This window comes from Actinophytocola xanthii, from assembly GCF_001921205.1.
GTDB lineage: Bacteria > Actinomycetota > Actinomycetes > Mycobacteriales > Pseudonocardiaceae > Actinophytocola > Actinophytocola xanthii.
Genome location: NZ_MSIE01000097.1, coordinates 1 through 22,250 on the forward strand (window position 1 = coordinate 1; position 22,250 = coordinate 22,250).

General features: G+C 72.8%; 20 protein-coding genes. 9 read left to right on the forward strand and 11 right to left on the reverse strand.

All coding sequences use genetic code 11. The features are described 5' to 3' along the window. Positions 1-38 precede the first annotated feature (38 nt). Both BU204_RS40420 and BU204_RS34515 read right to left on the reverse strand, forming a co-directional pair. Positions 39-986 carry a hypothetical protein gene (locus tag BU204_RS40420; RefSeq protein ID WP_158073556.1) on the reverse strand — a complete coding sequence of 316 codons (948 nt, stop codon included), beginning with the start codon at positions 984-986 and terminating at the stop codon, positions 39-41. Further along, positions 976-1,491, reverse strand: a complete 516-nt coding sequence (locus BU204_RS34515) for a SigE family RNA polymerase sigma factor (RefSeq protein WP_083661891.1) — start codon at positions 1,489-1,491, stop codon at positions 976-978. Before BU204_RS34515 ends, BU204_RS40420 begins: the two co-directional genes overlap by 11 nt. A gap of 141 nt (positions 1,492-1,632) precedes the next feature. On the opposite strand from BU204_RS34515, the gene BU204_RS34520 reads away from it, so the two are divergent. After that, positions 1,633-2,445: a phytanoyl-CoA dioxygenase family protein gene (locus BU204_RS34520; protein WP_233160952.1), complete on the forward strand. Its 813-nt coding sequence runs from the start codon at positions 1,633-1,635 to the stop codon at positions 2,443-2,445. A 9-nt stretch (positions 2,446-2,454) separates the two neighbouring features. Here BU204_RS34520 and BU204_RS34525 read toward each other — a convergent pair whose 3' ends face one another. Beyond that, positions 2,455-3,165 carry a DoxX family protein gene (locus BU204_RS34525; RefSeq protein ID WP_075130017.1) on the reverse strand — a complete coding sequence of 237 codons (711 nt, stop codon included), beginning with the start codon at positions 3,163-3,165 and terminating at the stop codon, positions 2,455-2,457. A 104-nt stretch (positions 3,166-3,269) separates the two neighbouring features. Here BU204_RS34525 and BU204_RS41680 point away from each other — a divergent pair, with 104 nt between their 5' ends. Both BU204_RS41680 and BU204_RS41685 read left to right on the forward strand, forming a co-directional pair. Continuing rightward, the gene (locus BU204_RS41680; protein WP_233160954.1) at positions 3,270-4,529 is read left to right on the forward strand and encodes a DEAD/DEAH box helicase; all 1,260 of its coding nucleotides are present in this window, start codon (positions 3,270-3,272) and stop codon (positions 4,527-4,529) included. Then, on the forward strand, positions 4,499-5,173 hold the full coding sequence (locus tag BU204_RS41685; protein WP_233160962.1) for an ATP-binding domain-containing protein: 675 nt from the start codon (positions 4,499-4,501) through the stop codon (positions 5,171-5,173). The genes BU204_RS41680 and BU204_RS41685 overlap by 31 nt, the downstream gene beginning before the upstream one ends. A gap of 5 nt (positions 5,174-5,178) precedes the next feature. Here the strand turns inward: BU204_RS41685 and BU204_RS34535 are convergent, their stop codons facing one another. The 3 genes from BU204_RS34535 to BU204_RS34545 form a co-directional block, all read right to left on the reverse strand. Next, positions 5,179-8,247, reverse strand: a complete 3,069-nt coding sequence (locus BU204_RS34535) for a helicase HerA domain-containing protein (RefSeq protein ID WP_075130018.1) — start codon at positions 8,245-8,247, stop codon at positions 5,179-5,181. After that, positions 8,247-8,822 (reverse strand): hypothetical protein, encoded by a 576-nt coding sequence (locus BU204_RS34540; RefSeq protein ID WP_198943093.1) that lies wholly within the window; start codon positions 8,820-8,822, stop codon positions 8,247-8,249. Before BU204_RS34540 ends, BU204_RS34535 begins: the two co-directional genes overlap by 1 nt. 146 nt (positions 8,823-8,968) lie before the next feature. After that, positions 8,969-10,108, reverse strand: a complete 1,140-nt coding sequence (locus BU204_RS34545; RefSeq protein ID WP_075130020.1) for an aminotransferase-like domain-containing protein — start codon at positions 10,106-10,108, stop codon at positions 8,969-8,971. A 171-nt stretch (positions 10,109-10,279) separates the two neighbouring features. Here BU204_RS34545 and BU204_RS34550 point away from each other — a divergent pair, with 171 nt between their 5' ends. Together BU204_RS34550 and BU204_RS34555 are read left to right on the forward strand one after the other, a co-directional pair. Beyond that, positions 10,280-10,654, forward strand: coding sequence for an FKBP-type peptidyl-prolyl cis-trans isomerase (locus BU204_RS34550; RefSeq protein WP_198943094.1), 375 nt, complete (start codon positions 10,280-10,282; stop codon positions 10,652-10,654). A gap of 118 nt (positions 10,655-10,772) precedes the next feature. Beyond that, entirely contained in the window at positions 10,773-11,267 is a 495-nt protein-coding gene (locus tag BU204_RS34555) for an AMIN-like domain-containing (lipo)protein (protein WP_075130022.1), read from the forward strand. On the opposite strand, the gene BU204_RS34560 is transcribed toward BU204_RS34555, so the two are convergent. Next, on the reverse strand, positions 11,232-12,014 hold the full coding sequence (locus tag BU204_RS34560) for an alpha/beta fold hydrolase (RefSeq protein ID WP_075130023.1): 783 nt from the start codon (positions 12,012-12,014) through the stop codon (positions 11,232-11,234). The two genes, BU204_RS34555 and BU204_RS34560, sit on opposite strands and share 36 nt — an antisense overlap. Before the next feature lie 52 nt (positions 12,015-12,066). Between BU204_RS34560 and BU204_RS34565 the strand changes: the two genes are divergently transcribed. Further along, the gene (locus BU204_RS34565; protein ID WP_075130024.1) at positions 12,067-13,362 is read left to right on the forward strand and encodes a cytochrome P450; all 1,296 of its coding nucleotides are present in this window, start codon (positions 12,067-12,069) and stop codon (positions 13,360-13,362) included. A 19-nt stretch (positions 13,363-13,381) separates the two neighbouring features. Here the strand turns inward: BU204_RS34565 and BU204_RS34570 are convergent, their stop codons facing one another. Together BU204_RS34570 and BU204_RS34575 are read right to left on the reverse strand one after the other, a co-directional pair. After that, positions 13,382-14,866 (reverse strand): MFS transporter, encoded by a 1,485-nt coding sequence (locus BU204_RS34570; RefSeq protein ID WP_075130025.1) that lies wholly within the window; start codon positions 14,864-14,866, stop codon positions 13,382-13,384. A gap of 95 nt (positions 14,867-14,961) precedes the next feature. Next, entirely contained in the window at positions 14,962-16,443 is a 1,482-nt protein-coding gene (locus BU204_RS34575) for an MFS transporter (protein WP_075130026.1), read from the reverse strand. A gap of 103 nt (positions 16,444-16,546) precedes the next feature. On the opposite strand from BU204_RS34575, the gene BU204_RS34580 reads away from it, so the two are divergent. Then, entirely contained in the window at positions 16,547-17,401 is an 855-nt protein-coding gene (locus BU204_RS34580; protein WP_075130027.1) for a helix-turn-helix domain-containing protein, read from the forward strand. A 10-nt stretch (positions 17,402-17,411) separates the two neighbouring features. After that, on the forward strand, positions 17,412-18,650 hold the full coding sequence (locus tag BU204_RS34585; protein WP_233160964.1) for a nitric oxide synthase oxygenase: 1,239 nt from the start codon (positions 17,412-17,414) through the stop codon (positions 18,648-18,650). Between the two features lie 21 nt (positions 18,651-18,671). Here the strand turns inward: BU204_RS34585 and BU204_RS34590 are convergent, their stop codons facing one another. Beyond that, positions 18,672-20,648, reverse strand: a complete 1,977-nt coding sequence (locus BU204_RS34590; protein ID WP_083661893.1) for a beta-propeller domain-containing protein — start codon at positions 20,646-20,648, stop codon at positions 18,672-18,674. Between the two features lie 105 nt (positions 20,649-20,753). On the opposite strand from BU204_RS34590, the gene BU204_RS34595 reads away from it, so the two are divergent. Then, complete coding sequence (locus BU204_RS34595; protein ID WP_075130029.1) at positions 20,754-21,434, forward strand: nucleoside/nucleotide kinase family protein; 681 nt, start codon at positions 20,754-20,756, stop codon at positions 21,432-21,434. Here BU204_RS34595 and BU204_RS34600 read toward each other — a convergent pair. Beyond that, complete coding sequence (locus BU204_RS34600) at positions 21,399-22,124, reverse strand: GON domain-containing protein (protein WP_075130030.1); 726 nt, start codon at positions 22,122-22,124, stop codon at positions 21,399-21,401. The two genes, BU204_RS34595 and BU204_RS34600, sit on opposite strands and share 36 nt — an antisense overlap. Positions 22,125-22,250: the final 126 nt, after the last annotated feature.

Below are 22,250 nucleotides of genomic sequence, written 5' to 3' on the forward strand. Positions count from 1 at the left end.
AGCCCACCACCACCAAGCCGGCACCACCACTCTCACAGTCAGTCCTGGGCGATGGTCTCGGCGAGATCGGCCAGCTGCCGTTCGGACAGCGGCAGGGTCTCCCGCCCGGCTCTGACGCGTTCCGGATCCTCCGGCTGGCTCGGGTTCGGGGCGAAGTCGGGACTGCCGAAGTTCCGCACCGCGAGCATGTACATCTGTCCGTCCGGCAGATAGATCCGGGCGGTCTGGGTGAGCGACTGGAACGGGTCGCTCGGCTGGAGCGCGTAGAGCTGCACGACCGCGCCGCCCGGCAGCACCTGGCGCTTGGGCGGTTCACAGTTGAACTCGTCGAACGCCTGCTGGTCGGCGGCGGCGAGCGGGTCGCCGTCGAAGCGGCCGACGGAGAACGCCACGCTTCCGGTGCCGCCGGCGTCGGTCACGTCGGCGACGTAGTCGTAGGTGTCGACGGCGCCGGGACGGCTCGACGGGTAGTGCCGCTCGACGAGCTCGCCCACATCCGCCCCTCCGGCGGCCGTCGCCAGGGCGTCGGCGACCGTCGACCGGACCTCCGCGGCCGCGCGCACGGTGCCCCATGCCCGGTCGGTGGTGTCCGGAATGGAGCACTGCGGCTTGGAGATGACCGCCCGCCCCGACGGAGGGGGCGCCGTCTCACCGGGTGCCCAGGTGCCGTCGGGGGCTCGCGCCGGCAGCTCGGCCCTCGGCCAGTCCGCTTCGGCGCTCGCCGCGGAGGTCGAGACCACCGACGTGGTCGTCTCGAGCCGACCGGCCGGCGTCACCGTCTCCGTGCCGTCGAGCGTCGCCGCGGCGACGGCGGTGCCGCCGAACGCGGCGACGACCGCGAGCGCGGCCCCCAGCTGCTGGGTGCGGCGGCGCCGCCGCCCCCGGCCCACGACATCGGGGAGCCCGCCGCGGGCGGGCGGTGGGTTCTCACCGGCCAGCTCGGCCCGCAGGGCGGTGCGCAGGTTGTCCTCGTTGTCATCCCACATCGTGTGCACTCCGTTCGGGTACGTCGGCGTTCTGGTAGGCCGCACGCAACGCCTGGATTCCGCGCGACAGCTGGCTCTTGACCGTCCCGGTCGAACACCGCAGCACCGCGGCCACCTGTTCGATGGACAGGTCGTGCACGATCCGCAGCACGAGCGTGGCCCGCTGCCGGGGCGCGACCGTCTGCAGCGCGGCGAGCAGCGACTGCCGCTCGTCGACCTGTGTGGACGCCGCGGGTCCGGACAGTTCCGGCAGCTCGGCGACGAGCCGTTCGCGTGCCCGACCGCGCCGGCGGGTGTCCAGGAACAACCTGGTGATTACGGTCCGCAGGTAGGCCTCCGGGTTGCCCCGGGACACCCGCGACCACCGCGCGTACAGCCGAACGAAACCGGCCTGAGTCAACTCCTCCGCTTCGCCCCAGTCGCCGCACAACGCGTACGCGCCCCGTCGCGCGTGGTCGAACCGCGCCGAGTAGAAGTCGGCGAAGTCTCCCTCGATTCCGACCACAAACACCTCCTGCCGATCGTGGACGGGTTAGGAACGCCGTTGTCCACAGCGAGGTTGCCGGCGGGGCCGAGAATTTACGCGAGCCTTGTTCGGATCATGGCCGCCACCTAGTGTCGACCTGGGGCGATCGGAGGAGGGCTCGTGGCGGGACGGTTCGAGGAGCTGGCCGAGCGGATCTACACCGACGGCATCGTGGGCGAGCGCGGCGCCTTCGACACCGAGTGGGTCGACCGGCTCGGTGCGGACATCGAGGCTCTGTTCCAGGAGGCCCTGGCGCGGCCCGGAGGCGCCATCGGGCGCGGGCCGAACCGGTACTACGTGGAGATCCACCCGGAACGGATCCGCGGCTTCGTCGACCTCGTGAGCCATCCGTGGGTGACCGGGGTCTGCGAGGCGGTGCTCGGGGCGAAGTACCAGATCGTCGAGATCGGGTTCGACGTTCCGCTGCCCGGCGCGGTGAACCAGCCCTGGCACCGGGATTTCCCCGCACCGGAGGAGACCCGGCGGGACCGGCGGCTCACGTCGCTGGCGTTCAACATCACCACTGTGGACGTCACGCCCGAGATGGGGCCGTTCGAGATCGCGCCGGGGACGCAGTGGGACGACAGCCCCGAGTTCGAGCACGGGATGTTCCCACCGCGCTCGCACTGGCCCCGCTACGAGGAGCTGGGGCAACGGCGGCTGACGCGCCGCGGGGACATCTCCGCGCGAAGCGCGTTGACGATCCACCGCGGCACGGCCAACCGTTCCGACACGCCGCGACCGACCCTCGTGCTGGGGGTCGACGCGCCGGGCGCGGGCAACGACGAGCGCCATGACCTCGCCGTCACCCGCGAGTTCCACGAGCGGCTACCGCCCGGTGTCCGGGAGCACCTTCCCTGCCGGGTGGTCGACCGGCTCGAGCCGATCGAGCAGCGCCACACGATCGAGGGTCTGGTCATGGGCGCGCCCTGACCGGGTGGCTCAGCCCGGCAGGAGAGCCTTGATCCGGTCCCTGCGGTTGCCCTTGCGGACCGTGCTCTGGAACGCGCCGGCCGCGGACTGCGCGGTCTCCTGGATCACGCCCGCCGCGGACTGCGCCGTCTTCTCCAGGACGCTGGCCGCGGACTGGACGCCTCCCTGCAGGGCGCCAGCGGCGGACGCGACACCGCCCTGGACGGCGCCCGCCGCGTGCTGGACCTTGCCCTGCACGCCGTCGCCACCCCGGCTGACCTTGCTGCCGGCGATGCGGGCCGCGCGCCGCGCTCGCCAGTTCAGCGACGGCTTGCCGTGGGTGTCGGCCGAGGCGATGAGCAGACCACCCAGCAGGCCGACGTTCTTCAGGAAGTGCAGCTGCTGCTCGGCGCGGTCGTCGGGGTTCTGCTCCTCCCAGAACCGGTGGTGGGCCGCGGTCGTGGGGACCAGGGTGGCGGACAGCAGCAGGGACGCCAGGCGCGGGAAGCGGCCGAACGCCAGCGCCAGCCCGGCACCGACCTTGACCGCCGCCTCCAGCTTGACCAGCGACTCCGTGTCGGTCGGCATCTGCTGAGGGAGTTTGTCGCCCACCTGGCCGACCGCCTTGTCGACCACCGGCTGGGCGGCCTGAATCGACGGCTTCGGGTTGCGCAACGTCTCGATGCCATCGGACACGAACACGGCCGCCAGCATCGGCCGAGCGATGCGGCGCAGGATCATGATGACCTCCTCGGGCTACCTGAATGTTGACCATGGAGTACCCCCGCCGTGCCGCGCCGACACCGATATCGTCGAGTGAACGAGGCTTGGGGGTCACGGTGAGCTTGAGCGCGCACGCACACCGGCAGGTTCAACAGCGGGCCGACACCCTGCTGCGGCGGAGCTTCCCCGGCATGCCGCCGTTACCCCGCCGCGTGCTCACCGCACTGCTCGCGCGGACCGCCGAGGGCTGGCACCTGTTCGTCCGCACGGGGCGGACGGGCGCGGACGCGTTCCTGGTCGGCCCCACCGGCGTGACCGCGCTGGTGATCGCCGAGACCCCACCGGACCAGTCCGCGGCGCAGGCCCTCGCCCGACACGCCGACGAACGGTGCGTCGGGCTGCGGGTCAGCGCGGACCAGGTCCTCACCGGCGCGGCGGTGCGGCACGTGGTCGTCGTCCCGGAGCCGGGCACACCCGACACCGGGACCTTCCAGGTGCTCGCCGAGAAGGATCTCGACCGGCTGTTCCGGCGAGCGGAACCGCGCCTCCCCCCGCGCCAGGCCGCCGCGATCGCGGACCTGCTCGGGCGGCGGCTGTCCGGTTACGAGCGGCTCGTCGTGCCGCGTCCGGAGCGCCCGGCTGCCCCGGAGGGGTTCCTGGACGCGGGACAGCTCGCCGAGGACGAGCTCGACGCGGCCCAGGAGCGGCCGTTCGAGACCTGGATGACCTTCCTCCACCCCGACCAGCAGAAGATCGTCACCCGGCGCTACGGCGGCCCGGCGCGGATCAGCGGGCCGGCGGGAACCGGCAAGACCGTCGTGGCGCTGCACCGGCTCCGGCACCTGGCCACCCGCACCGTCGGGCCGCTGCTGTGCACCACGTTCGTCCACAACCTGCCGCCGGTGTACCGGACGTTGTTCGAGCGCCTGGCGCCCACCCTGGCCGGTCGGGTGGAGTTCGTGAACCTGCACGCCTGGGCCCGCGGCTTCCTGGCCGGCCGAGGCGTCGCGGTGAACCTGGTGTCGGGGCAGGTGGACAGCGCGTTCAGCCGGGCCTGGATTCGGCATCGGGAACGCCTGGGGCCCGTGCACGGCGCACCGCTGTACTGGCGGACCGAGATCGACCGGGTCATCAAGGGGCGTGGGTTGACCAGCCTGGCCGAGTACCGCGCGGTGAACCGGCGCGGGCGGGCGCTCCCCCTCGACGGCGAGAACCGGACCGCGGTCTGGCGGCTGTACGAGACCTACCAGGAGAACCTGGCGCGCGACGGGCTGCACGACCACAACGACCTGGTCCACCTGGCACGGCCGAACTGGCCGCGACGCCGCCCGACCGGCCGTACGCGGCCGTCGTGGTCGACGAGGTCCAGGACATCACGTTGACCGGGCTGCGCCTGCTGCGTGAGCTGGCCGGCGACGGCCCGGACGGGCTGCTGCTGGTCGGCGACGGGCAGCAGCAGGTGTATCCCGGAGGCTGGCGCCTGTCCGACGCGGGAATCCCGGTGCAGGGTCGCGGTGAGGTGCTCCGGGTGAACTACCGCAACCGGGCGGCCATCGTGGACTTCGCCAGGCGCTTCGACGCCGTGAACCAGGTCGACGACCTCGACGGGGACCGCGGGTACACCCTCGAGCAGGCCAGCAACACCAACACCGGCGGCACGGTCCGCTCCTGGCGCGGACCGGAGCGGGAGCTGGGCGCGGCCCTGGTCCGGGCGGTGAACGAACTGCCCGTCCCGGTCGGCAACGCCGCGGTGATCGTGTTCGCGAAGAACGACGTGGAGCACTGCGTCAAGCTGCTGTCCGCCGCGGGGATCCTCTCGCTGCGGCTGGAACACTACGAGGGCGGACCGGACGAGCGGCTGAAGATCGGTACCGTGCACCGCGCCAAGGGGCTGGACTTCCAGGCGGTGCTCGCCGTGCGGCGGAGCGTCGGCACCCTCGAACAGCCGGTGCTCGAACGGCAGTACCTGGTGGCGGCGACCCGGGCGCGTGACCACCTCTGGTGGGGTGTCGTCGAGCAGTCCTGACGAGCTCAGTCGTCGGGGTCGTGGTCGGGCCACTGGGCCGCTCGGGCGCGGTGGACCACCTCCTCCGGGGTCAGGGCGCTCGCGGGGTGGTGGGTCAGGCAGTTCGGGGTCCGCAGCCGTTGGAAGCGGGAGCCCTCGGTCGACGCGTAGAACTGGGCCACCTTCAGCGCACCGACGTGGTCGAGGCGACCACCCTTGGACTGGGCCAGCTCCCGGGCCGCGGCGATCTGCACCGGGGCGTTGAGCCGGCCGACGAACACCGTCGACGCGTTTCCGGGGACGCGGTTGTGCAGTGCCTTGGGCGCCTGGGTGGCGAACACCAACCCCAGACCGTACTTCCGCGCCTGCGCCACCAGCATCAGCGTGCTCTGCGTACTCGGCGTCGTCCCCACTGCCGGTGCGAGGGTCTGGGCCTCGTCCATCACCAGCAGCCCGCCGAGCGGACGGTCGCCGGCCGGGTGCTCCTTGACCCAGGAGAACAGCTCCAGCTGGAGCTGGTTGACGAAGCTCTGCCGCTGCTCCTCGGTCCGCAGGCCCACGAAGCTGATCACCGAGACCCTGGCCCGCCTGCCCCGGGACGGGGTGAGCAGCGCTCCCGGGTCCACCGGCTCCCCCGCACCCCCGAACAGCGTGTCGTTGACCTTCGCGGCCCGCAACGACGTCGCCAGCTCCACGGCCAGCTTCTGGGCGCCGTCGATGGTGCTCGCGCCCTCGGGCAGGTCGGCCAGGACGGCGATCAGGCCGTCGAGCGTTCGGCGCCCCTGCCTCGCGTAGTAGGTCAGCGCCTCGCGCAGCACCGCTCGGCTCCACCTCGCCTTGTTGTTCGCGCCGGTGACGTTCGCCCGCGGTTCGAGGCTGGCGGCGGCGGCCTCGACGGCCATCGCGAGTTCGTCGGCGTCCCCGGCCACGGCGGCGAAGTCGGGCAGGGGCTGGAAGCTCAGGGGGCGTCCGGCCCGGCGGCCGGGCGTCCACACCACCACCTCCGTGTTGGCCAGGTACTCCTGGGCCAGGGTGGCGTCGGAGGGTGCCCAGCCGGGCGGCGGGGCGGGCCAGGGGTCACCGAGCCGGGCGAGGTCGTTGTTGGGGTCGAGCACGATCGACGAGACACCGCGCAGGGCGCACTCCTCGACCAACCGCCGGAGCAGCACGGTCTTGCCCGAGCCGGTGCCGGCGAAGACGACGGCGTGCCTGCGCAGCGACTCGACCGGCACCCGGACGGGGGTGCCGTCGGCGACGGTCACGCCGACGGTGATCGACGCTGACAGCGTGGACTCGGGTATCGGGTCCGGTGTGGAGGGTTCGGCTGTGCGTCTACCGAGGACGGTGTCGAGGAGCTCGGTTCCGCTGGCGGGTTTCCTGGACACCAACCACGCCTCCAGCCCGGGTGGGCGTTCGGCGAGCAGCGTCTCCAGGGCGCGGAACGTGCGGAGGTCGTCGTCGGCGACCGGGAGGTCGACGCCGCCGCTCTCCCGGAACGACGCCACGTGCTCGGCGGTGACCCTGCCGTTGGGCCAGCCCGAGTTCCGCAGGACGACCAGGTGGCGGGTGCCGTCCGGGCGCAGGCCGGCCTCCGCCCGCGCGTCGCGCAGCCTGGTCTGGGCGGCGCGTGCGTTGCCGTGCCCGATGGCGCGGAACGACCAGTGCGCCTCGGTCTCGGTCTCCTCCTCCAGCGTGCGGCGCAGCCGCGCGTGCAGTGCCGGCGAGGAGCCGAACGGCGGGTCCAGCCGCCACTCCACGCCGCTGTCGCCCTGCTCGACCATCCAGGCGGTCAGGCCGGCGGTGAGCAGCGCGGGGACCGTGCCGTCCTCGTGGCCGGGGGCCAGCACGGCGCCGATGTCCGCATACCCCTTGAGCTCGGCGAACCGGCTGTCGAGCGGTTCGAGGTCGTGGCACGCCGGCTCCACCGTGTCCGGCTCGGGCTCGGTGTCGAGCCGCTCCAGCTCGCTCACCCGCCCGCCGAGCAGGCACTGCCGCACGTGGGCGTCGACGCGCTGGAGCAGTGCCCGGGGAGTGAACTGCTTCTCGATGCCGTCGAAGGCGGTCACCGCGACCGGCCAGGTCGGGTGCGGCGGCACGAAACCGACCTCGGCGTAGGGGGCGGCGAGCCGGCGGGCCACCAGCTCGCGCGCGAGTTCGGCGTCCTCGATCTGGCGGAGCACGGCGACCTCGCGGAACCGGTCGGTCGCTGTGGAGAAGACGCTCTTGCGGAGCTGGGTCCAGGTCGGGGTGATGCAGGCGACCACCGACAGCGTCCGGCGTGTGTTCTCCCGCAACGCCATCAGGCCGAGGGCGACCCGGTTCAGCGCCCGCCGGCCGCCGTCGACCCCGGCGGCGACAGCGTCGAGCTGGTCGACCGCGATCACGGCGGGGCCGGTGAGCGCCGACAGCCACGACACGTCCCGGACGACCAGCCGGGGCGGCCGCGCTCCCGGCCGCACCCCCCAGGCGGCGCGTTCGCCCGGGGTGGACTCCTCGAGCGAGCCCAGGTAGTCGCCGCCGATCGTGCTCAGCTCGTCGTCGCCCGCGCCGTAGAGCACCAGCGCCCGCAACGTCTCCCGGGTCTCGAGCACCACCTGCGGGTCGACCCGCCGCAGGGCCGTCACGAACCGGTCGAGGTCCTTTCTGGACACAGGAGCTTCGCCGGCGATGGCCGCGGCGTGCTCCTCCGACAGGTCGGCCATCGCGGCCAACCGTCGCAGGAGGACCGCGAGCTGGGTGTGGCCGGTGGCGTCGGCACGCATCAGGTCGCGGCGCACCGAGAGCAGCACGCCGGTCCAGAGCTCGTCGGCCTGGTCCAGGTCGACCAGGAAGAAGTACCCGTCCCGCTCCCGCACCTGGCGTCGGACCCAGCCGAGCAGATGCGTCTTGCCCGCGCCGCGCTGGCCCCGCAGCACCAGGCCGATCGGGCTCGCACCGCGGCTGGCGGCGGCGTCCCGCAGGCCGGCCAACACCTCGCGGTCCACCTCGGCGTGCATGCCCTCGACGTGGTAGCCGGTCTCACCCCACACGTCGTCGGGGGTCCAGGCCCAGTTGAACCGCAGCGCCTCCAGGGCGCGCCGCTCCTCCTCGGTCATCACGGCTCGATCGCCAGCAGGTGGACGTCCTGGGTCCCGACCCGCAGCGCGGCCGCGCGGTCCCGCTCGGTCAGCAGCGCCTGGTCCTCCTGCGGCGCGAGGACCACGTCCGGAGCCCGGTTGAGCCGGCGGAACGCGTCGTCCACCTCGGCCCTGGGCGTGCCGTCGAGGCGTCGGCGCAGGTCGGTGAGGCTCACGTAGTCACCCGGCGCCTCGGTGAGCGCCCGGTAGGTGGCCCGGATGTGGTCGGTCAGGCCGTCGTGGGCGTGGAACACGTCGGCGAGTGCCAGTTGGGAGCGCTCCAGATACCGGCCGAGAGCCGCCAGCACCGCGTGAAAGGCCTTGCCCAGGGAGTCCCGGGGAACCGGCCGGGCCGAGCGGAGCTCGTCCGCGCACCACCGCCAGCCGCGGTCGGTCAGCTCGTGCACGAACGGCCTGTTGCCGCCCCCGCGCGTGCTCTCCACGAGGCCGAGCTGGTTCAACCGCACCCGCTCGGCGCCGTCCAGCCGCAGGCCGAACCGCTCGTCCAGCTCCCGGTTGTCCAGCTCGTGTGCCTCGGCCATCAGAACGAACATCACGGCTCGCTGTCGGACACCGAGCTTCTCCTGCGGCATATGCACTAGGTCTGCCGGAAGGGCGCCCGCGTTTCAGCCCTGTTCCTGATCGAATTCCGTTTCCGGTCGACGGCGCAGGTCACTCGGTCGGAAGAAATTCCGGGGGATTATTCGCCCAGAGCCCGGGCCAGGCGCCGCATCCCCTCGACGATCTGGTCGGGGGTGTTGGTGGTGAACGACAGGCGCATGGTCGAGGGGTCGGGTGTCGTGGCGAAGAACGGGGCGCCGGGCACGAACGCGACCTGCTCCCGGAGCGCGCCGCGGAGCAGCGTCGCCGTGTCGACGGCCCCCGGGAGGTGCAGCCAGATGAACATCCCGCCGTCGGGGTCGGTCCACCGGGTGCCGTCCGGGACCGCGCCGGGCAGGGCGGCGATCATCGCGTCGCGGCGGGTGCGGTACTCCGTCCGCAGGGTCGCCAGGTGCGCCTCGAGGTCGGTCTCGGCCAGGTAGATCGCGGCGGCGGCCTGGTCGACGGTGCTCGTGTGCAGGTCGGCGGCCTGCTTGGCGACCACGAGCCGAGGCATCAGCGCGGCGGGGGCGCGCAGCCAGCCCAGCCGCAGCCCCGGCGCGCAGATCTTGGAGAGGCTGCCCAGCGAGACGACCCCCTCGCCGGCCAGCGGGGACAACGGCTCACCCCGGTACCGCAGCTCACCGTAGGGATCGTCATCGACGACCCACACCCCGTGGGCCGCGGCCAGCTCGGTGACGGCCAGCCGGCGGGCGGCGGTGAGGGTGCGACCGGTGGGGTTCGCGAAGTTCGGCACCAGGTACACCAGCGACGGCCGCTCGCGCTCGAGCACCTCGGCCAGCGACCCCGGCACCATCCCGTCCTCGTCGGTCGTCACCGGGACCGGGCGCGCCCCGGCCATCCGGAAGCACTGCAGCGCCGCGAGGTAGGTCGGCTCCTCGACGGCGACGACCGCCCCGGGGCCGAGCAGCGTGGCCGCGACCACCGTAAGCGCCTGCTGCGAACCGGTGGTGACGAGCACGTCCTCCGCGCCGGTCGGCACACCCCGAGCGGTGAGCCGCTCGGCGACCAGGCCGCGCAGCGCGAGGTTGCCCTCGGTCGGCGCGTACTGGAGGTTGCGCCGCGCGTCCGGACCGGTGAGCGCCCGGTCGAACGCCCGCCGCCAGCCGTCCAGGTCGAACAGCTCGGGGGCGGGAAGCCCGCCGGCGAAGGAGATCATCTCGGGGTGGGCGGTGAGGGCGAGCAGATCACGGATGGGAGAACTCTCGACGGGGCGCACGGCAGCTCCTCAGGTCGGCACGGGGAGGTACGCGGCGAGGCGGTGGTGCCGCGTGAGCAGGCTGCACTGATCGAGAGGAGCCAGCCTGGAGCATACGCCGACGGGTGCCTCGAGCGGCCGGAACGGGAACGGGCTGGTTGGATGGCCGGGTACATCCGATGAAGGAGGATCATGGCTTTGGAGAAGCCCGAGGTGGACCCGATCGAGGGTCCCCCGCCGGCCGACCTTGTCGTCGAGGACATCACCGTCGGTGACGGCGAGGAGGCGCGGCCCGGTCAGCAGGTGAGCGTGCACTACGTCGGCGTCGCGCACTCCTCCGGCGAGGAGTTCGACGCCTCCTGGAACCGCGGCTCGCCGTTCAGCTTCCCGCTCGGCGGCGGCCGGGTCATCGCCGGCTGGGACCGGGGAGTGGCCGGGATGAAGGTCGGCGGCCGGCGCAAGCTGGTCATCCCGCCGCACCTGGGTTACGGCGACCGCGGCGCCGGTGGCGCGATCAAGCCGGGCGAGACGCTCGTCTTCGTCGTCGACCTGCTCGCGGTGCGCTAGCGCGCGTCACACGATCAGGTGAAACGGGCGGCGGCGCGCAACCCCGCCGCCGGGCGGACGTCTCGTCACGCACCCAGCGCTGGGACTCATATTCCTCATCCCGGCAGGAGGTCACGAGATGACCAGGTTCTCCCGGCGAGCGCTGGGCGCGCTCGCCGCGACCGTACTCATGCTGACCGGTGGCGTGGTGGCAGCCGCCCCGGCCAGCACCGCCCACGTCGCTGTCCCGGTGCTGACCAACATCCGCACCGGACTGCACACCGGCTTCGACCGGGTGGTGCTGGACTGGTCCGGCGCCGCCGCCCCGCGGGTGCGGGTGACGCACGTCGGCGACCTGTACGCGGACGGGTCCGGTGAGCTCGTCTGGCTCACCGGCGAGTTCTTCGTGCAGGTCGTCGCCAGCCCGGCCTACGCGCACCGCGCGGACGGCTCGGTGTCCTACGCCAACCCGCAGAAGTTCCGGACCCGCGCGCTGCGCAACGTCATGGCCGTCGCCGTGGTCAGCGACTTCGAGGGCTACGTGACGGTCGGGCTCGGTACGCGGTACCGGTCCTGGGTGCGCACGTCCGCGCTCACCTCACCCGCGCGGCTCGTCGTCGACGTCGGTCACTGACCGACAGCCGGCACGCAGCCGGTCGATCAGCGGCCACAACGCCTCCGGGCGCTCGACGTGGGCGTTGTGGCCCAGCCCGGCCAGAATCGTCGGCTCGCCGAGGTCGGCCAGGTGCTCGGCCGGCGACATGGGGTCGAGCTCGCCCGCGGCGAGGACCACCTCGCCGCGGCAGGCCGCGAGCAGCCCCGGCACGTCCGGCTCGCCGACCCCGAAGGCCTTCCCGTCCAGGGTCAGCGACCAGCCGTCGTCGACCTGCTTGACCCCGGCGTCGGTCGAGGTCACCAGGCCGTGCAGCCCGGCGACCCGCAGCGCGCGCTCCTCGGCCTCCTCGCGGGTGGCGAGCACCTGCGCCGGCCGCTCGGCGAGCGAGGCCGCCTTGGCGAGCTCGTCGGCCGACCAGCGCACCTTCACCCCGAGCCCGCAGACGGCGGGAACCCGCAGGCCGAACCAGCCGCTCGCGAGCACCAGCCCGACCACGCCGCCGAGCGAGTGCCCGAGCACGGCGACCGGCCGCCGCGGGTCGAGCGCGGCGGCGAGCGCCGCCGCCATCCCGCCGAAGGAGTACCGCGCCAGCGGTGCCGAGCGACCGTGCCCCGGCAGGTCCGGAACCAGCACCTCACCCGGCCACCGGTCGCCCAGCGAGCGGAGTAACCCGTCCCAGACCTCCGACGTCGCCCCGAGGCCGTGCAGGAGGAGCAGCGCGGGAGAGCCGGAACCGTGGCGGGAGAGGAAGATATTCACGATCATGAATGGTGCCCTATGCGTACCGGGCTGGTGACAGGCGGTAGACAATGGGCGCATGCCCAGCGACACCGCCGTGCTCGTGGATCCGGACACCTACGTGACCGGCGTGCCCTACGAGGCGCTGGCACGGCTGCGCCACCGGGCGGCGGTGGTGTGGGTGGACGAGCCGGACGGCCCCGGGTTCTGGGCGGTGCTGCGACACGCGGAGGTCAGGCACGTCCTGCGCGACGCGGCGGTCTACTCCTCACACCTGGGTGCGACCCAGATCCAGGACCCGCGCGACGAACGGGCACTGCGGTTCGTCCGCCAGATGATGCTCAACCAGGACCCCCCCGAGCACTCCCGCCTGCGAGGGCTGCTGGCCAGGGCGTTCACCCCCCGCGCCGTGGCCCGGCTGGAGGACCGGATCCAGGCCTGGGCGGTAGAGCTGGTGGAGGCGGCCGCCGGGCGGGCCGAGGTCGACTTCGCCACCGACATCGCGGCCGACCTGCCGCTGCGCACGCTCGCCGAGATCTTCGGGGTGCCGGTGGAGGACCGCTGGCTCATGTACGACTGGAGCAACCGGGTCATCGGCTACCAGGACCGCGAGTACGCGACCTCGGCCAGGGCCACGGCGACCGGCTCGACGGAGATGGCCCGGCGCGCGCTGGCCCTGCGGCCCCGGCCGGACGCCGACGGGTTCCTCCCCGACCAGCGCACCCGCGAGGGAATGCCCGACCTGTACGCCTACGCCCACGAGCTCGGGGAGCACAAGCGCCGCGAGCCGGGCGAGGACGTCATGTCCAACCTGATGCGCGAGGTCGACGAGGACGGCGGGCGGGTGTCGGTGGGTGAGTTCGAGAACCTCTTCTGGCTCTTCGCGGTGGCGGGCAACGAGACCCTGCGCAACGCACTGCCCGGCGGCATGATCGCCTTGATGTCCCATGTGGACGAGTACCGGCGGCTGCTGCGGAACCGGGAGCTGGTCGGCCCGGCGGTGGAGGAGATGCTCCGCTGGTGGACGCCGGTCATGCGCTTCCGCCGAACGGCCACAGTAGACACCGAGCTGGGCGGGACGCGGATCAGGGCCGGGGACAAGGTGGTCGTCTGGTTCTCCTCGGCCAACCGGGACGAGCGGGTGTTCAGTGACCCCGACCGCTTCGACGCGACGCGGGCGGCCGGCGAGCACCTGAGCTTCGGCCACGGCCCGCACTACTGCATCGGCGCGCACCTGGCCAAGGTCCAGATGCGCGCCCTGTTCACCGCGCTGTTCGACGTTCTGGGCGAGGTCGAGCCGGCCGGGAAGCCGGTCCGGCTGCGCTCGAACTTCCAGAACGGGATCAAGCACCTGCCGATCCGCCGGCGGCTGTAGTTCCGCGTCGGTTCTCGCGTCACCCCGAGGCCATCGAGTGCTGGCGGTCGTCCCCCGAGGCGTTGTCGCCGCTGTCGCCCCGTCTGTCCAGGAGCGCGAGCCCGAGGGCGACCACGACCAACGCCACCGCGCCGAACAGCGCCACCGCGAGGCCGGTCTGGTAGCGCCCGCCCGTCGCCCCGACCGTCGCGTAGAACACCGCGGCGAGGACGGCGGTCCCCATGGCCGCGCCCATCCGCTGGCCGGTCTGCAACACGCCGCTGGCGACGCCGGCCAGCGTCGGTGGCACCCGGGAGAGCGTGATCGTGGTGTTCGGCGAGATCACCGCTCCCCCGCCCAGCCCGGCGACCAGCAGCGGCAGCACCATCGCCAGCAGCAGGTGCTCGCGCGGCACGAGCAACGCCACGACCGCGGTGACCGCGAGGCCGGCGGCGACCGTGGCCAGCCCGACGACGGTGATCAGCCGACCCCAGCGGGACACCAGGCGACCGGCCACCCAGGCCGAGACCGCCGACCCCAGCGCGAACGGCGTGACCGCCGCCCCGGACTCGAGCGGCGAGAACCCCAGGCCGGTCTGGAAGAACACGGCGAACACGAGCCAGATGCCGGAGAACCCGCAGAAGTACACAGCGGACAGCGTCGCGCCCGAGGGGTACCCAGGAGCCGAGAACAGGCGCATGTCCAGCAGCGGGGCGCGGTCCCCGGCCACCCGCCGCCGCTCCCAGCGCAGGAACGCGTACCCCAGGACGAGGGCGATCGGGAACAACCACCAGAACCGCCGCAGGCCGTCGGCCTCGGACTGCACGACCGGGAACATCACGGCCAGCACGCTGAGCCCCAGCAGCACCATGCCGACGAGGTCGATGTCCGACCGCACCGAGCCGGACGACGTCGCCGGCACCAGGAGGAACGCCAGCAGCAGCGTCAGCAGGCCGAACGGCAGGTTCACCAGGAACACCCACCGCCAGCCGTCGGGGTCGTCGAACACGTTCAGGATGAGCCCGCCGATGACCGGCCCGGCGGCGGTGGACACGCCGATCGTGGCCCCGAGCATCCCGAAGGCCCGCCCGCGTTCCGGGCCGCGGAACATGTCCTGGATCAGCCCGCCGTTCTGCGGGGTGACCAGGCCGGCGACCAGCCCCTGCAACAGCCGGGCGACCACCAGCAGGGTCAACGTCGGCGCGAGCCCGGCGGCGACACTGGTGAGGATGAACCCGCTGAGCGCGATCAGGTACATCCGGCGGCGGCCGAACGCGTCGCCGAGCCGCCCGCCGGTGACCAGCGCGAGCCCGAAGGTCAGCGGGTAGCCGGAGACCACCCACTGCACGCCGCTGGCGGAGGAGCCCAGCCCGTCCTGGATGGCCGGCACGGCGACGGTGACGATGCTGACGTCGAGGAGAATCATGAAACCGCCGGCCAGCGTCACGATCAGCGCCCGCCAGCGGCGTGGATCTTCACCGGGGGCGTGCTCCTGGTACGACGCGCGCGAGGGTCGGGGGGCCATTCCCGAGGTCTACCCCGATCGGGACGGTCGTACCACCTACCACCCGGTCGCCGAGGCGTGACGGTGGCGACAGGACGCACTCGGCCGGCTCGCGGTCACGCGGGAACCTCGTCCCCGGTTGTCCTTCGGGGTATCCAGCGCAGGGCGAGCAGTCCGAGCCCCGCACACAGGGCCGCGGCGACGCCGATCGCGACGTGGAGCCCGGTGAGGAACGCGTCCTCGGCCTGCTCGAGTGCCGCACCGGCGGCCCCGGCGGTGACGGTCTCCCCCAGCGTCGGGGCGATGTCCGGGCCGAGGGACCGGAAGACGAGGACGGCGGTGGAGCCGAGCAGGGCGATGCCGAGGGCGTTGCCGAGCTCGTTGGACGTCTCGGCGATCGCGGCGGCGGAACCGGCGCGATCGACGGGCACGGCGGCGACGGCGGTGTCGGCGACGAGGGCGAAGGAGAGGCCGTACCCGAAGCCGGCCACGACGGTGGAGGTGACGTACCAGCCGGTCCCGCCGGTGGTGGTCGTGGCCAGCAGCAGGAGAAGGCCGACGGCCATCGAGAAGTGGCAGACCACCAGCGTCACCCGGGGCCCGACGCGGTCGACGACGGCGGGGGTGAGAACACAGGTTGCGGTGAGCACGGCCGCGCCGGGCAGGGCGAGCAGCGCGGCGGTGAGCACCGGCAGGCCCAGGACGGTCTGGAGGTAGATGCCGGTGAGGTACGCGGCCGCCGACCACGCCACCAGGGACAGCACCCCGGTGACGATCGCGACGGTGAACACCGTCGAGCGGAACAGCCGCACGTCCACGAGCGGATGGTCCAGCACCCGCTGCCGGAGCACGAACCGGACGAGCGCGCCGACACCGACGACCCCGGCGACCGCCGCCTCGGTCGACGGGCCGTAGGCAGCGAGGGTCTTGACCGAGTACACCGCGAGCAGCAGGCCGCCCGCGGACAGGGCGATGCTGGCCACGTCGACTCCGCCGGGTCGCCTCGTGCGGACCTCGCGCAGCAGGAACGGCGCGGCGACCAGGAACGCGGCGGCGACGGGCAGGTTGACGAGGAACACCGACCCCCAGTCGAAGCGGCTCAGCAGCAGCCCGCCGACGACCGGCCCGATCGCGAACCCGGCGGCGAAGGTGGCGGCGAAGATGCCGATCGCTCGGGATCGCTGACGGGGGTCCGCGAACAGCTCGCCGAGCACCGCGAGCCCGGACGGCAGCAGCGTCGCGCCGCCCAACCCCATGAGGACACGGAAGGCGATGAGGATCTCCGGGGACGGGGCGTACGCGGCGCCGGCGGAGCCGGCCGCGAACACGGCGACGCCGATCATGAGGAGCCGGAACCTGCCGAAACGGTCACCGAGGTTGCCGAACGCGATCAGCAGCGAACCGACGACGAAGCCGTAGCCGTCGAGCACCCACAGCGCCTCGTCCGCGGTCGGAGCGAGGGCCTGGGTGATTCTCGGCATGGCCAGGAACAGCACCGAGCCGTCCATCGAGACCAGCAGGACGGGACCGAGGACGACCAGCAGTCCGAACCAGTCCCGCCGGCCGGCTCTCCGCGAGGTCGCTGAGGGGTGAGTCACGAGTTCACCCTCGGGACTCGGCCGGGCCGCAGCCATCCCTCCGCCGTGGGTACACCTGGCGGGGGCAGGCTCGCCGACACCTCCCGGGCATACAGTCGACGGCGTGCGCACCGACACCCTCGGCGTGTTCCTCCGGACGCGACGCGACCGCGTCAGCCCGGAGGAGGCCGGCCTGCGCGTCTACGGCACCCCCCGGCGCGTGCCCGGCCTGCGGCGGGAGGAGCTCGCCCAGCTCGCCGGCGTCAGCGTGGGTTACTACACCAGGCTGGAACAGGACCAGGCGGGAACCGCCTCGTCCCACGTCCTCGACGCGCTCGCCCGGGTGCTCGGCCTCGACGCGGCCGAGCGGACCCACCTGCGCAACCTCGCCCACCGGCCCACCGTGCCCCGCCTCGTCCGGCCCGCACCCGAGACCCCCGCCCCACGCGTGGTGGCCCTGCTCCGCGCACTGGGCGAGAGCGTGCCCGCGATCGTGCTGGGTCGACGTGGGGACGTGCTCGCGTGGAACCACACCGGCCACACCCTCGTCGCCGAGCACCTCGACCACCGCGCCCCGGACGATCCCGAGACGAGGCCGTCGATCCCGACGATGTTCTTCCTCGACCCGCTGCACCGCGACCTCTACCGGAACTGGGCACAGCTCGCCCGGATCCACGTCGCCTACCTGCGCCTGACCGCGGGCCGGTACCCGGACGACGCCCGGCTGGCCGAGCTCCTGGGCGGGCTCACCATGCGCAGCGCCGAGTTCGCCACGATGTGGGCCACCGGCGACGTCGCCGACTGCACGACCGGCCCGATGGACCTCCAACACCCCACCATCGGGCGCCTGGACGTCGACTACCAGGTCTGGCTCCAGCCCGACAGCCCCGACCAGCGCCTGGAGGTCTACACGCCCCGCGACCGGCCGGCGCAGGACGCTCTCCGGCTGCTCCGTCGCTCGTCGGGTGTGGTCGGGTAGGTTCGCGCGGGTGACAGTCCGGGTCTGGGAGCCGTCGACACCGCCGGGGGTGGGTGCGGCGAGCCCTGTGGTGGACGAGGCGGAGGCCGTCGAGTTCCTCGAGCTGTTCCACGCCGAGAACCCGGAGGCCGGGCCGGCGGCGCCGCGGATCCGGTGGGTGCGGGCGGAGATCGGGTTCACCGGGACCTACCAGCACACCAGCGCGGAGCTGGCCTTCGGCGCCCGGGTCGCCTGGCGCAACAGCGCGCGCTGCATCGGACGGCTGTACTGGCGCAGCATGCGCGTCCGCGACCTGCGGGCGGTGCGGGAACCCGCCGCGGTCGCGGCGGAGTGCGCCGAGCACCTGCGGATCGCGTTCAACGGGGGCAAGGTGCGGCCGCTGATCACCGTGTTCGCGCCGGACGCGCCCGGGCGGCCGGGGCCGCGGATCTGGAACGAGCAGCTGATCCGGTACGCCGGGCACCGCCAGGCGGACGGGTCGGTGCTCGGGGACCCCCGGTACGCGGGATTCACCGAGGCGGTGGGCCGGCTGGGGTGGCGGAGGCCGGAACGCCCGTCCGCGTTCGACGCGTTGCCGCTGGTGGTCTCGAGCGACGGGGAGACTCACCTGTCGACACTTCCCGAGGACGCGGTGGTCGAGGTTCCGCTCGTCCACCCGGAGCTGGAGTGGTTCGCGGAGCTGGGGCTGCGGTGGCACGCGGTCCCGGCCATCAGCAACATGCGGTTGTCGATCGGCGGCGTCAGCTACCCGGCGGCGCCGTTCAACGGGTGGTACATGGGCACCGAGATCGGGGCGCGGAACCTCACCGACCCCGACCGCTACGACCTGCTGCCCGAGGTCGGGCGTCGGCTCGGGCTGGACACGGGGCGGGAACAGACGCTCTGGAAGGACCGGGCGCTGGTCGAGATCAACCGGGCGGTGCTGCACTCGTTCGCCGCGGCCGGGGTGACGATCAGCGACCACCACACCGAATCGGCGCGGTTCCTCAAGCACCTGGAGAAGGAGGAGCGCGCCGGCCGCGTCTGCCCGGCGGACTGGAGCTGGATCGTCCCGCCAATGTCGGGCGGGCTCACGCCGGTGTTCCACCGGTACTACGACACCCCGCACCTGCGGCCGGAGTTCGTGGCCGACGAGGACGCGACCCGCGCCTCGCTGGAGGGCGTCGCGCCGACGCTACCGCCGACCGTCCCGACGCGACTTACTCCTATGTGGACCTACCTGGGTGGCCGGCGGCCAGCCCGTTCCTGATGGCGGGCCGCCGGCCGCAGGTTACAGCGCGATCCTCGCGAGCTGGTTCAGGTTGTCGAGGTCGCTGACGACCACGTCGGCGTGGCCGATCGTCCACAACTCGTCGTTGACCACCAGGGCGCGACGGGGTGGGGCGCCCGGGTTGTCACGCGGGTTGTGGCGCACGATGCCGACCTCGTCCACGGTGTTCTCGGTGACGCGCAGGACCAGTGCGCCGGCGTCGTAGTTTCCGGCGCCGGTGCGGCTGTCCACCACCGACGACGTGATCGGGACCACGACGAGGTCGCGGTCGGGCCAGTGCAGGAACGCGTGCGGGTCGTGCTCCACCTCGGAGGACCCACCGGGAACCTGATGCTGGTCGAGGCGCTTCGCGCCGTCGGCCGTGGTGTCGAACAGGGACACCTGTAGGCCGGTGACCCTCCCCTCGGTGGTCGCCTCCTGGCCGACGCCCAACAGGCGTCCCTCGCCGACGGGGTGCAGGTAGGCGGAGTAGCCCGTGATCTTCAGCTCTCCGGTCACCTTCGGCGCTGCCGGGTCCGAGAGGTCCACTGTGTACAGCGGATCGGTCTGGCGGAAGGTGACCAGGTAGGCGACATCTCCCATATACCGCACGGAGTAGATCCGCTCGCCCTTACCGAGGCCGCCGACCTGGCCGACCTGCGCCAGCTCGTTGCCCCGGCGCGTCAGCACGCTCACCATGCTCTCGCTCTCGACCGTGTCCGTGGTCGTGGCCACCCGCAGATGGCCCTCGTGCTCCGAGAGCGAGTACTGGTTGAGCAGGACCCCGTCGACGCGACCCGACGCCACATGGACAGGCCTGCCCTCGCCGGAGATGTCGAACTGGTAGATCTCGGTGCGCACGTCGCCCTGCGGCCGCTCGGCCGGGGGAACGTCCCCCGTCTCGTGGGAGACGTGGTCGTCGGCGATGTACAGGCTGGCACCGGTGCCGTAGACGGTGTCCCCGTCGGCGGCGATGCTCACCGGGTCGCCGGTGGTCAGCTCCTTGCGGAGGTCGACGCTGAGCACGGTCAGCATGCCGGTTCCGTTGTACCGCTGGGGATGGCTCACCGCCGTGCACTCGGTCAGCTGGCCCCCGCTCGTCCTCCCGCCACTGGTCAGCTCGTACTTGGGCAGCCAGTCCTCGATGGAGGAGTTCTGCACGATCTCCTTGTTGCGCTTCGTGGCCGCGTCGTGGGAGGTCGGCAGGTCCGGGTAGGCGAAGGGGAGCCGCGGGGTCGAGCGCACGACGACCCGGGCGACCGGGCCGACCTGACGGGCGTCGAGCAGGAACCCGTCCAGTTGGAGCGTGCCGATCACCTTGCCCGCGCCGGTCAGGTCGACCAGCACGAGCTGGGACCCCCAGACCTCCTTCGCCGGCGGCGTACCTCCCGGCAACTTCTCCGCCGGCAGGGACATCACGTACCCGTTCGTGATCATCACCAGCGCGCGGTCGCCGTCCAGCAGCAACTGGTTGGCGGCACCGCCGCCGTAGACCGAGTCGCGGGTGCCCATCGGCAGCTCTACCCGGGCGGTCCGCTTGCGGGTTGCGACGTCGACGACGTCCAGCGCTCCGTCCGCCAGCGTCACCACGCGGCGGCCGTCGGTCTTCACCAGGTCCGGCTCCTCCACACCGGACTCGTGCACGTTCGTGGTCGAGTGCCCGCCCTGTTTGCCGGCGCTCGATCCCGGTGCCTCCGCGGCGGACACGCCCCCGGTACTGTTCCGGTCGGGCACGGCCACCCGCGCGTCTCCCTCCGCGCCCGCCTCGTAGTCGACGCCGGGCCCGGCGAAGCCGTACGGGCCGACGTGGGGCATCGCCGCGTTCTTCAGCTCGCGCAGCGCCGCCTCGCACGAGTCGTAGGCGACCAGGCTGATCTCTCCGGTCGTGGGGGGCGGCACCGGCTGCTCACCGTCGGCCAGGCCGACCACCGCCGCGCTGCCGGCCACCCCGACCCCGAGCCCCAACACCGCCGCGGCGGCGACAGCGGCCCGCGGCATCTTCCGTAAACCCGTCATGCCCCAGGGACGGACGCCGCCGCCTGTCCCGTTGCGCCGAGCGGCGAGAAACTTGGAAAGTCGTCCGTCAGGGGGTTGACTGCCCAGATGCGTGCACAGGTGATCGCGGACGTGGCCGACGCCGTCCGTTCTCTTCCGGAGAAGCGGTTCCAGCGCGTGGCGGTGGACGGCGTGGACGGCGCGGGCAAGACCTACTTCGCTGACGAGCTCGCCGACGAGCTCCGTGGGCGCGGCACCCCGGTGGTGCGCGCGTCGGTCGACGGCTTCCACAACCCGCAGCGCACCCGGTACCGCCTCGGCCGCAGGTCGCCGGAAGGCTTCTACCGCGACTCCTACGACTACGGCAGGTTCATGCGCCTGCTGCTCGACCCCTTCGGTCCGGAGGGCTCGGGTGCCTACGTGCCCGAGGTGTACGACGTGCGCCGGGAGCGCGAGGTGCGGCGTCCTCCGGCGCTGGCGGAGCCGGGCTCGGTGCTGGTCGTCGACGGGATCTTCACCCACCGGGACGAGCTCGTGCGGTTCTGGGACTTCTCGGTCTGGCTCGACGTCCCGTTCGAGGTGTCGATCCCCCGGGGCGGCCAGCGGGGGGACATGGACCCGGACCCCCGCGCGGAGTCCAACCGACGCTATGTGGAGGGTCAGCGCATCTACTTCGCCCAGTGCTCACCGCGCACCCGCGCGAGCATGGTCGTGGACAACTCGGACCTGGCGAACCCGGTCATCACGGTGCGCTCAGGGGCGGGTGAGGCAGACCTGCGGACGGAATAGCCCGTCGGGCGCGCAGCCCAGCTCGAGGATGGGCAGCCTGCCGCGCGGGTTGACCGGGTCGGCCGCCCCCGGCGAGGGGGCGATCCAGCCGCAGTACCCGCCGCCGACGAGGTCCACCAGCTGGTCACGCGGGCCGGCGGCGACGCTGCCGAACGGGACGAACCCGTCGGTGCGGAAGGTGTCGGCGAGGACGAAGGCGGTGCCGCGCAGGTCGACGTTGCCGCGGCCGAAGGCGTTGTGGAGGTCGCAGGCCATCGCGGACGCGTAGGGCATCGCGGTGACCGTGCGGCCGGCGTGGGTGAGGCGGCCGGTCGAGGTGGCGAACGTGAGGTCGTTGATGTCGACCGTGAGCGTCGCGGGGTTGACCCGCAGGCGGGTGAACGAGGTGCGCACGCTGATGCCGGCCGCGGGGCCGCCGGCGGTGTACTGGGAGAAGTTGGCCGAGCGGCCGGTGTTGGCGAGCGTGAGGTACTCGCGGGGGCGGCCGGCCATGTCGTGGCAGTACACGCCGAGCAGGAAGCGGCGGGTGAGCAGGACGTAGTTGCCGTCGGGGGCGAAGGGGAACAGCGCGTGGATGCGGGCACAGCTCGCCAGGACGCCGCGGGGGACCGCGGCGGCCGGAACGGGTGCCGCGGTGACGGCGACCAGGACGGTGCAGACCACCACAAGCGCGCGGCGCAACCGAGTCATGGTGCGACGGTAGCAACGGAACAATGCCGCGGAATTCACTCTTTTCGGCGTCACTCTTTGGGGCATTTTGTGCACGGCCGGCACAGGGCGGCTGTGTCTGGTCCGTTGAGGTGGAATTGGCGGTGT

Coding starts and splice junctions, on each gene's coding strand:
- BU204_RS34570 (WP_075130025.1), bottom strand. CDS start 14,866: ATGGCCCCCCGACCCTCGCGCGCGTCGTACCAGGAGCACGCCCCCGGT.
- BU204_RS34565 (WP_075130024.1), top strand. CDS start 12,067: ATGCCCAGCGACACCGCCGTGCTCGTGGATCCGGACACCTACGTGACC.
- BU204_RS34525 (WP_075130017.1), bottom strand. CDS start 3,165: ATGATCCTGCGCCGCATCGCTCGGCCGATGCTGGCGGCCGTGTTCGTG.
- BU204_RS34540 (WP_198943093.1), bottom strand. CDS start 8,822: ATGTTCGTTCTGATGGCCGAGGCACACGAGCTGGACAACCGGGAGCTG.
- BU204_RS34555 (WP_075130022.1), top strand. CDS start 10,773: ATGACCAGGTTCTCCCGGCGAGCGCTGGGCGCGCTCGCCGCGACCGTA.
- BU204_RS40420 (WP_158073556.1), bottom strand. CDS start 986: ATGTGGGATGACAACGAGGACAACCTGCGCACCGCCCTGCGGGCCGAG.
- BU204_RS34590 (WP_083661893.1), bottom strand. CDS start 20,648: ATGCCGCGGGCCGCTGTCGCCGCCGCGGCGGTGTTGGGGCTCGGGGTC.
- BU204_RS34600 (WP_075130030.1), bottom strand. CDS start 22,124: ATGACTCGGTTGCGCCGCGCGCTTGTGGTGGTCTGCACCGTCCTGGTC.
- BU204_RS34535 (WP_075130018.1), bottom strand. CDS start 8,247: ATGACCGAGGAGGAGCGGCGCGCCCTGGAGGCGCTGCGGTTCAACTGG.
- BU204_RS34560 (WP_075130023.1), bottom strand. CDS start 12,014: ATGATCGTGAATATCTTCCTCTCCCGCCACGGTTCCGGCTCTCCCGCG.
- BU204_RS34595 (WP_075130029.1), top strand. CDS start 20,754: ATGCGTGCACAGGTGATCGCGGACGTGGCCGACGCCGTCCGTTCTCTT.
- BU204_RS34550 (WP_198943094.1), top strand. CDS start 10,280: ATGGCTTTGGAGAAGCCCGAGGTGGACCCGATCGAGGGTCCCCCGCCG.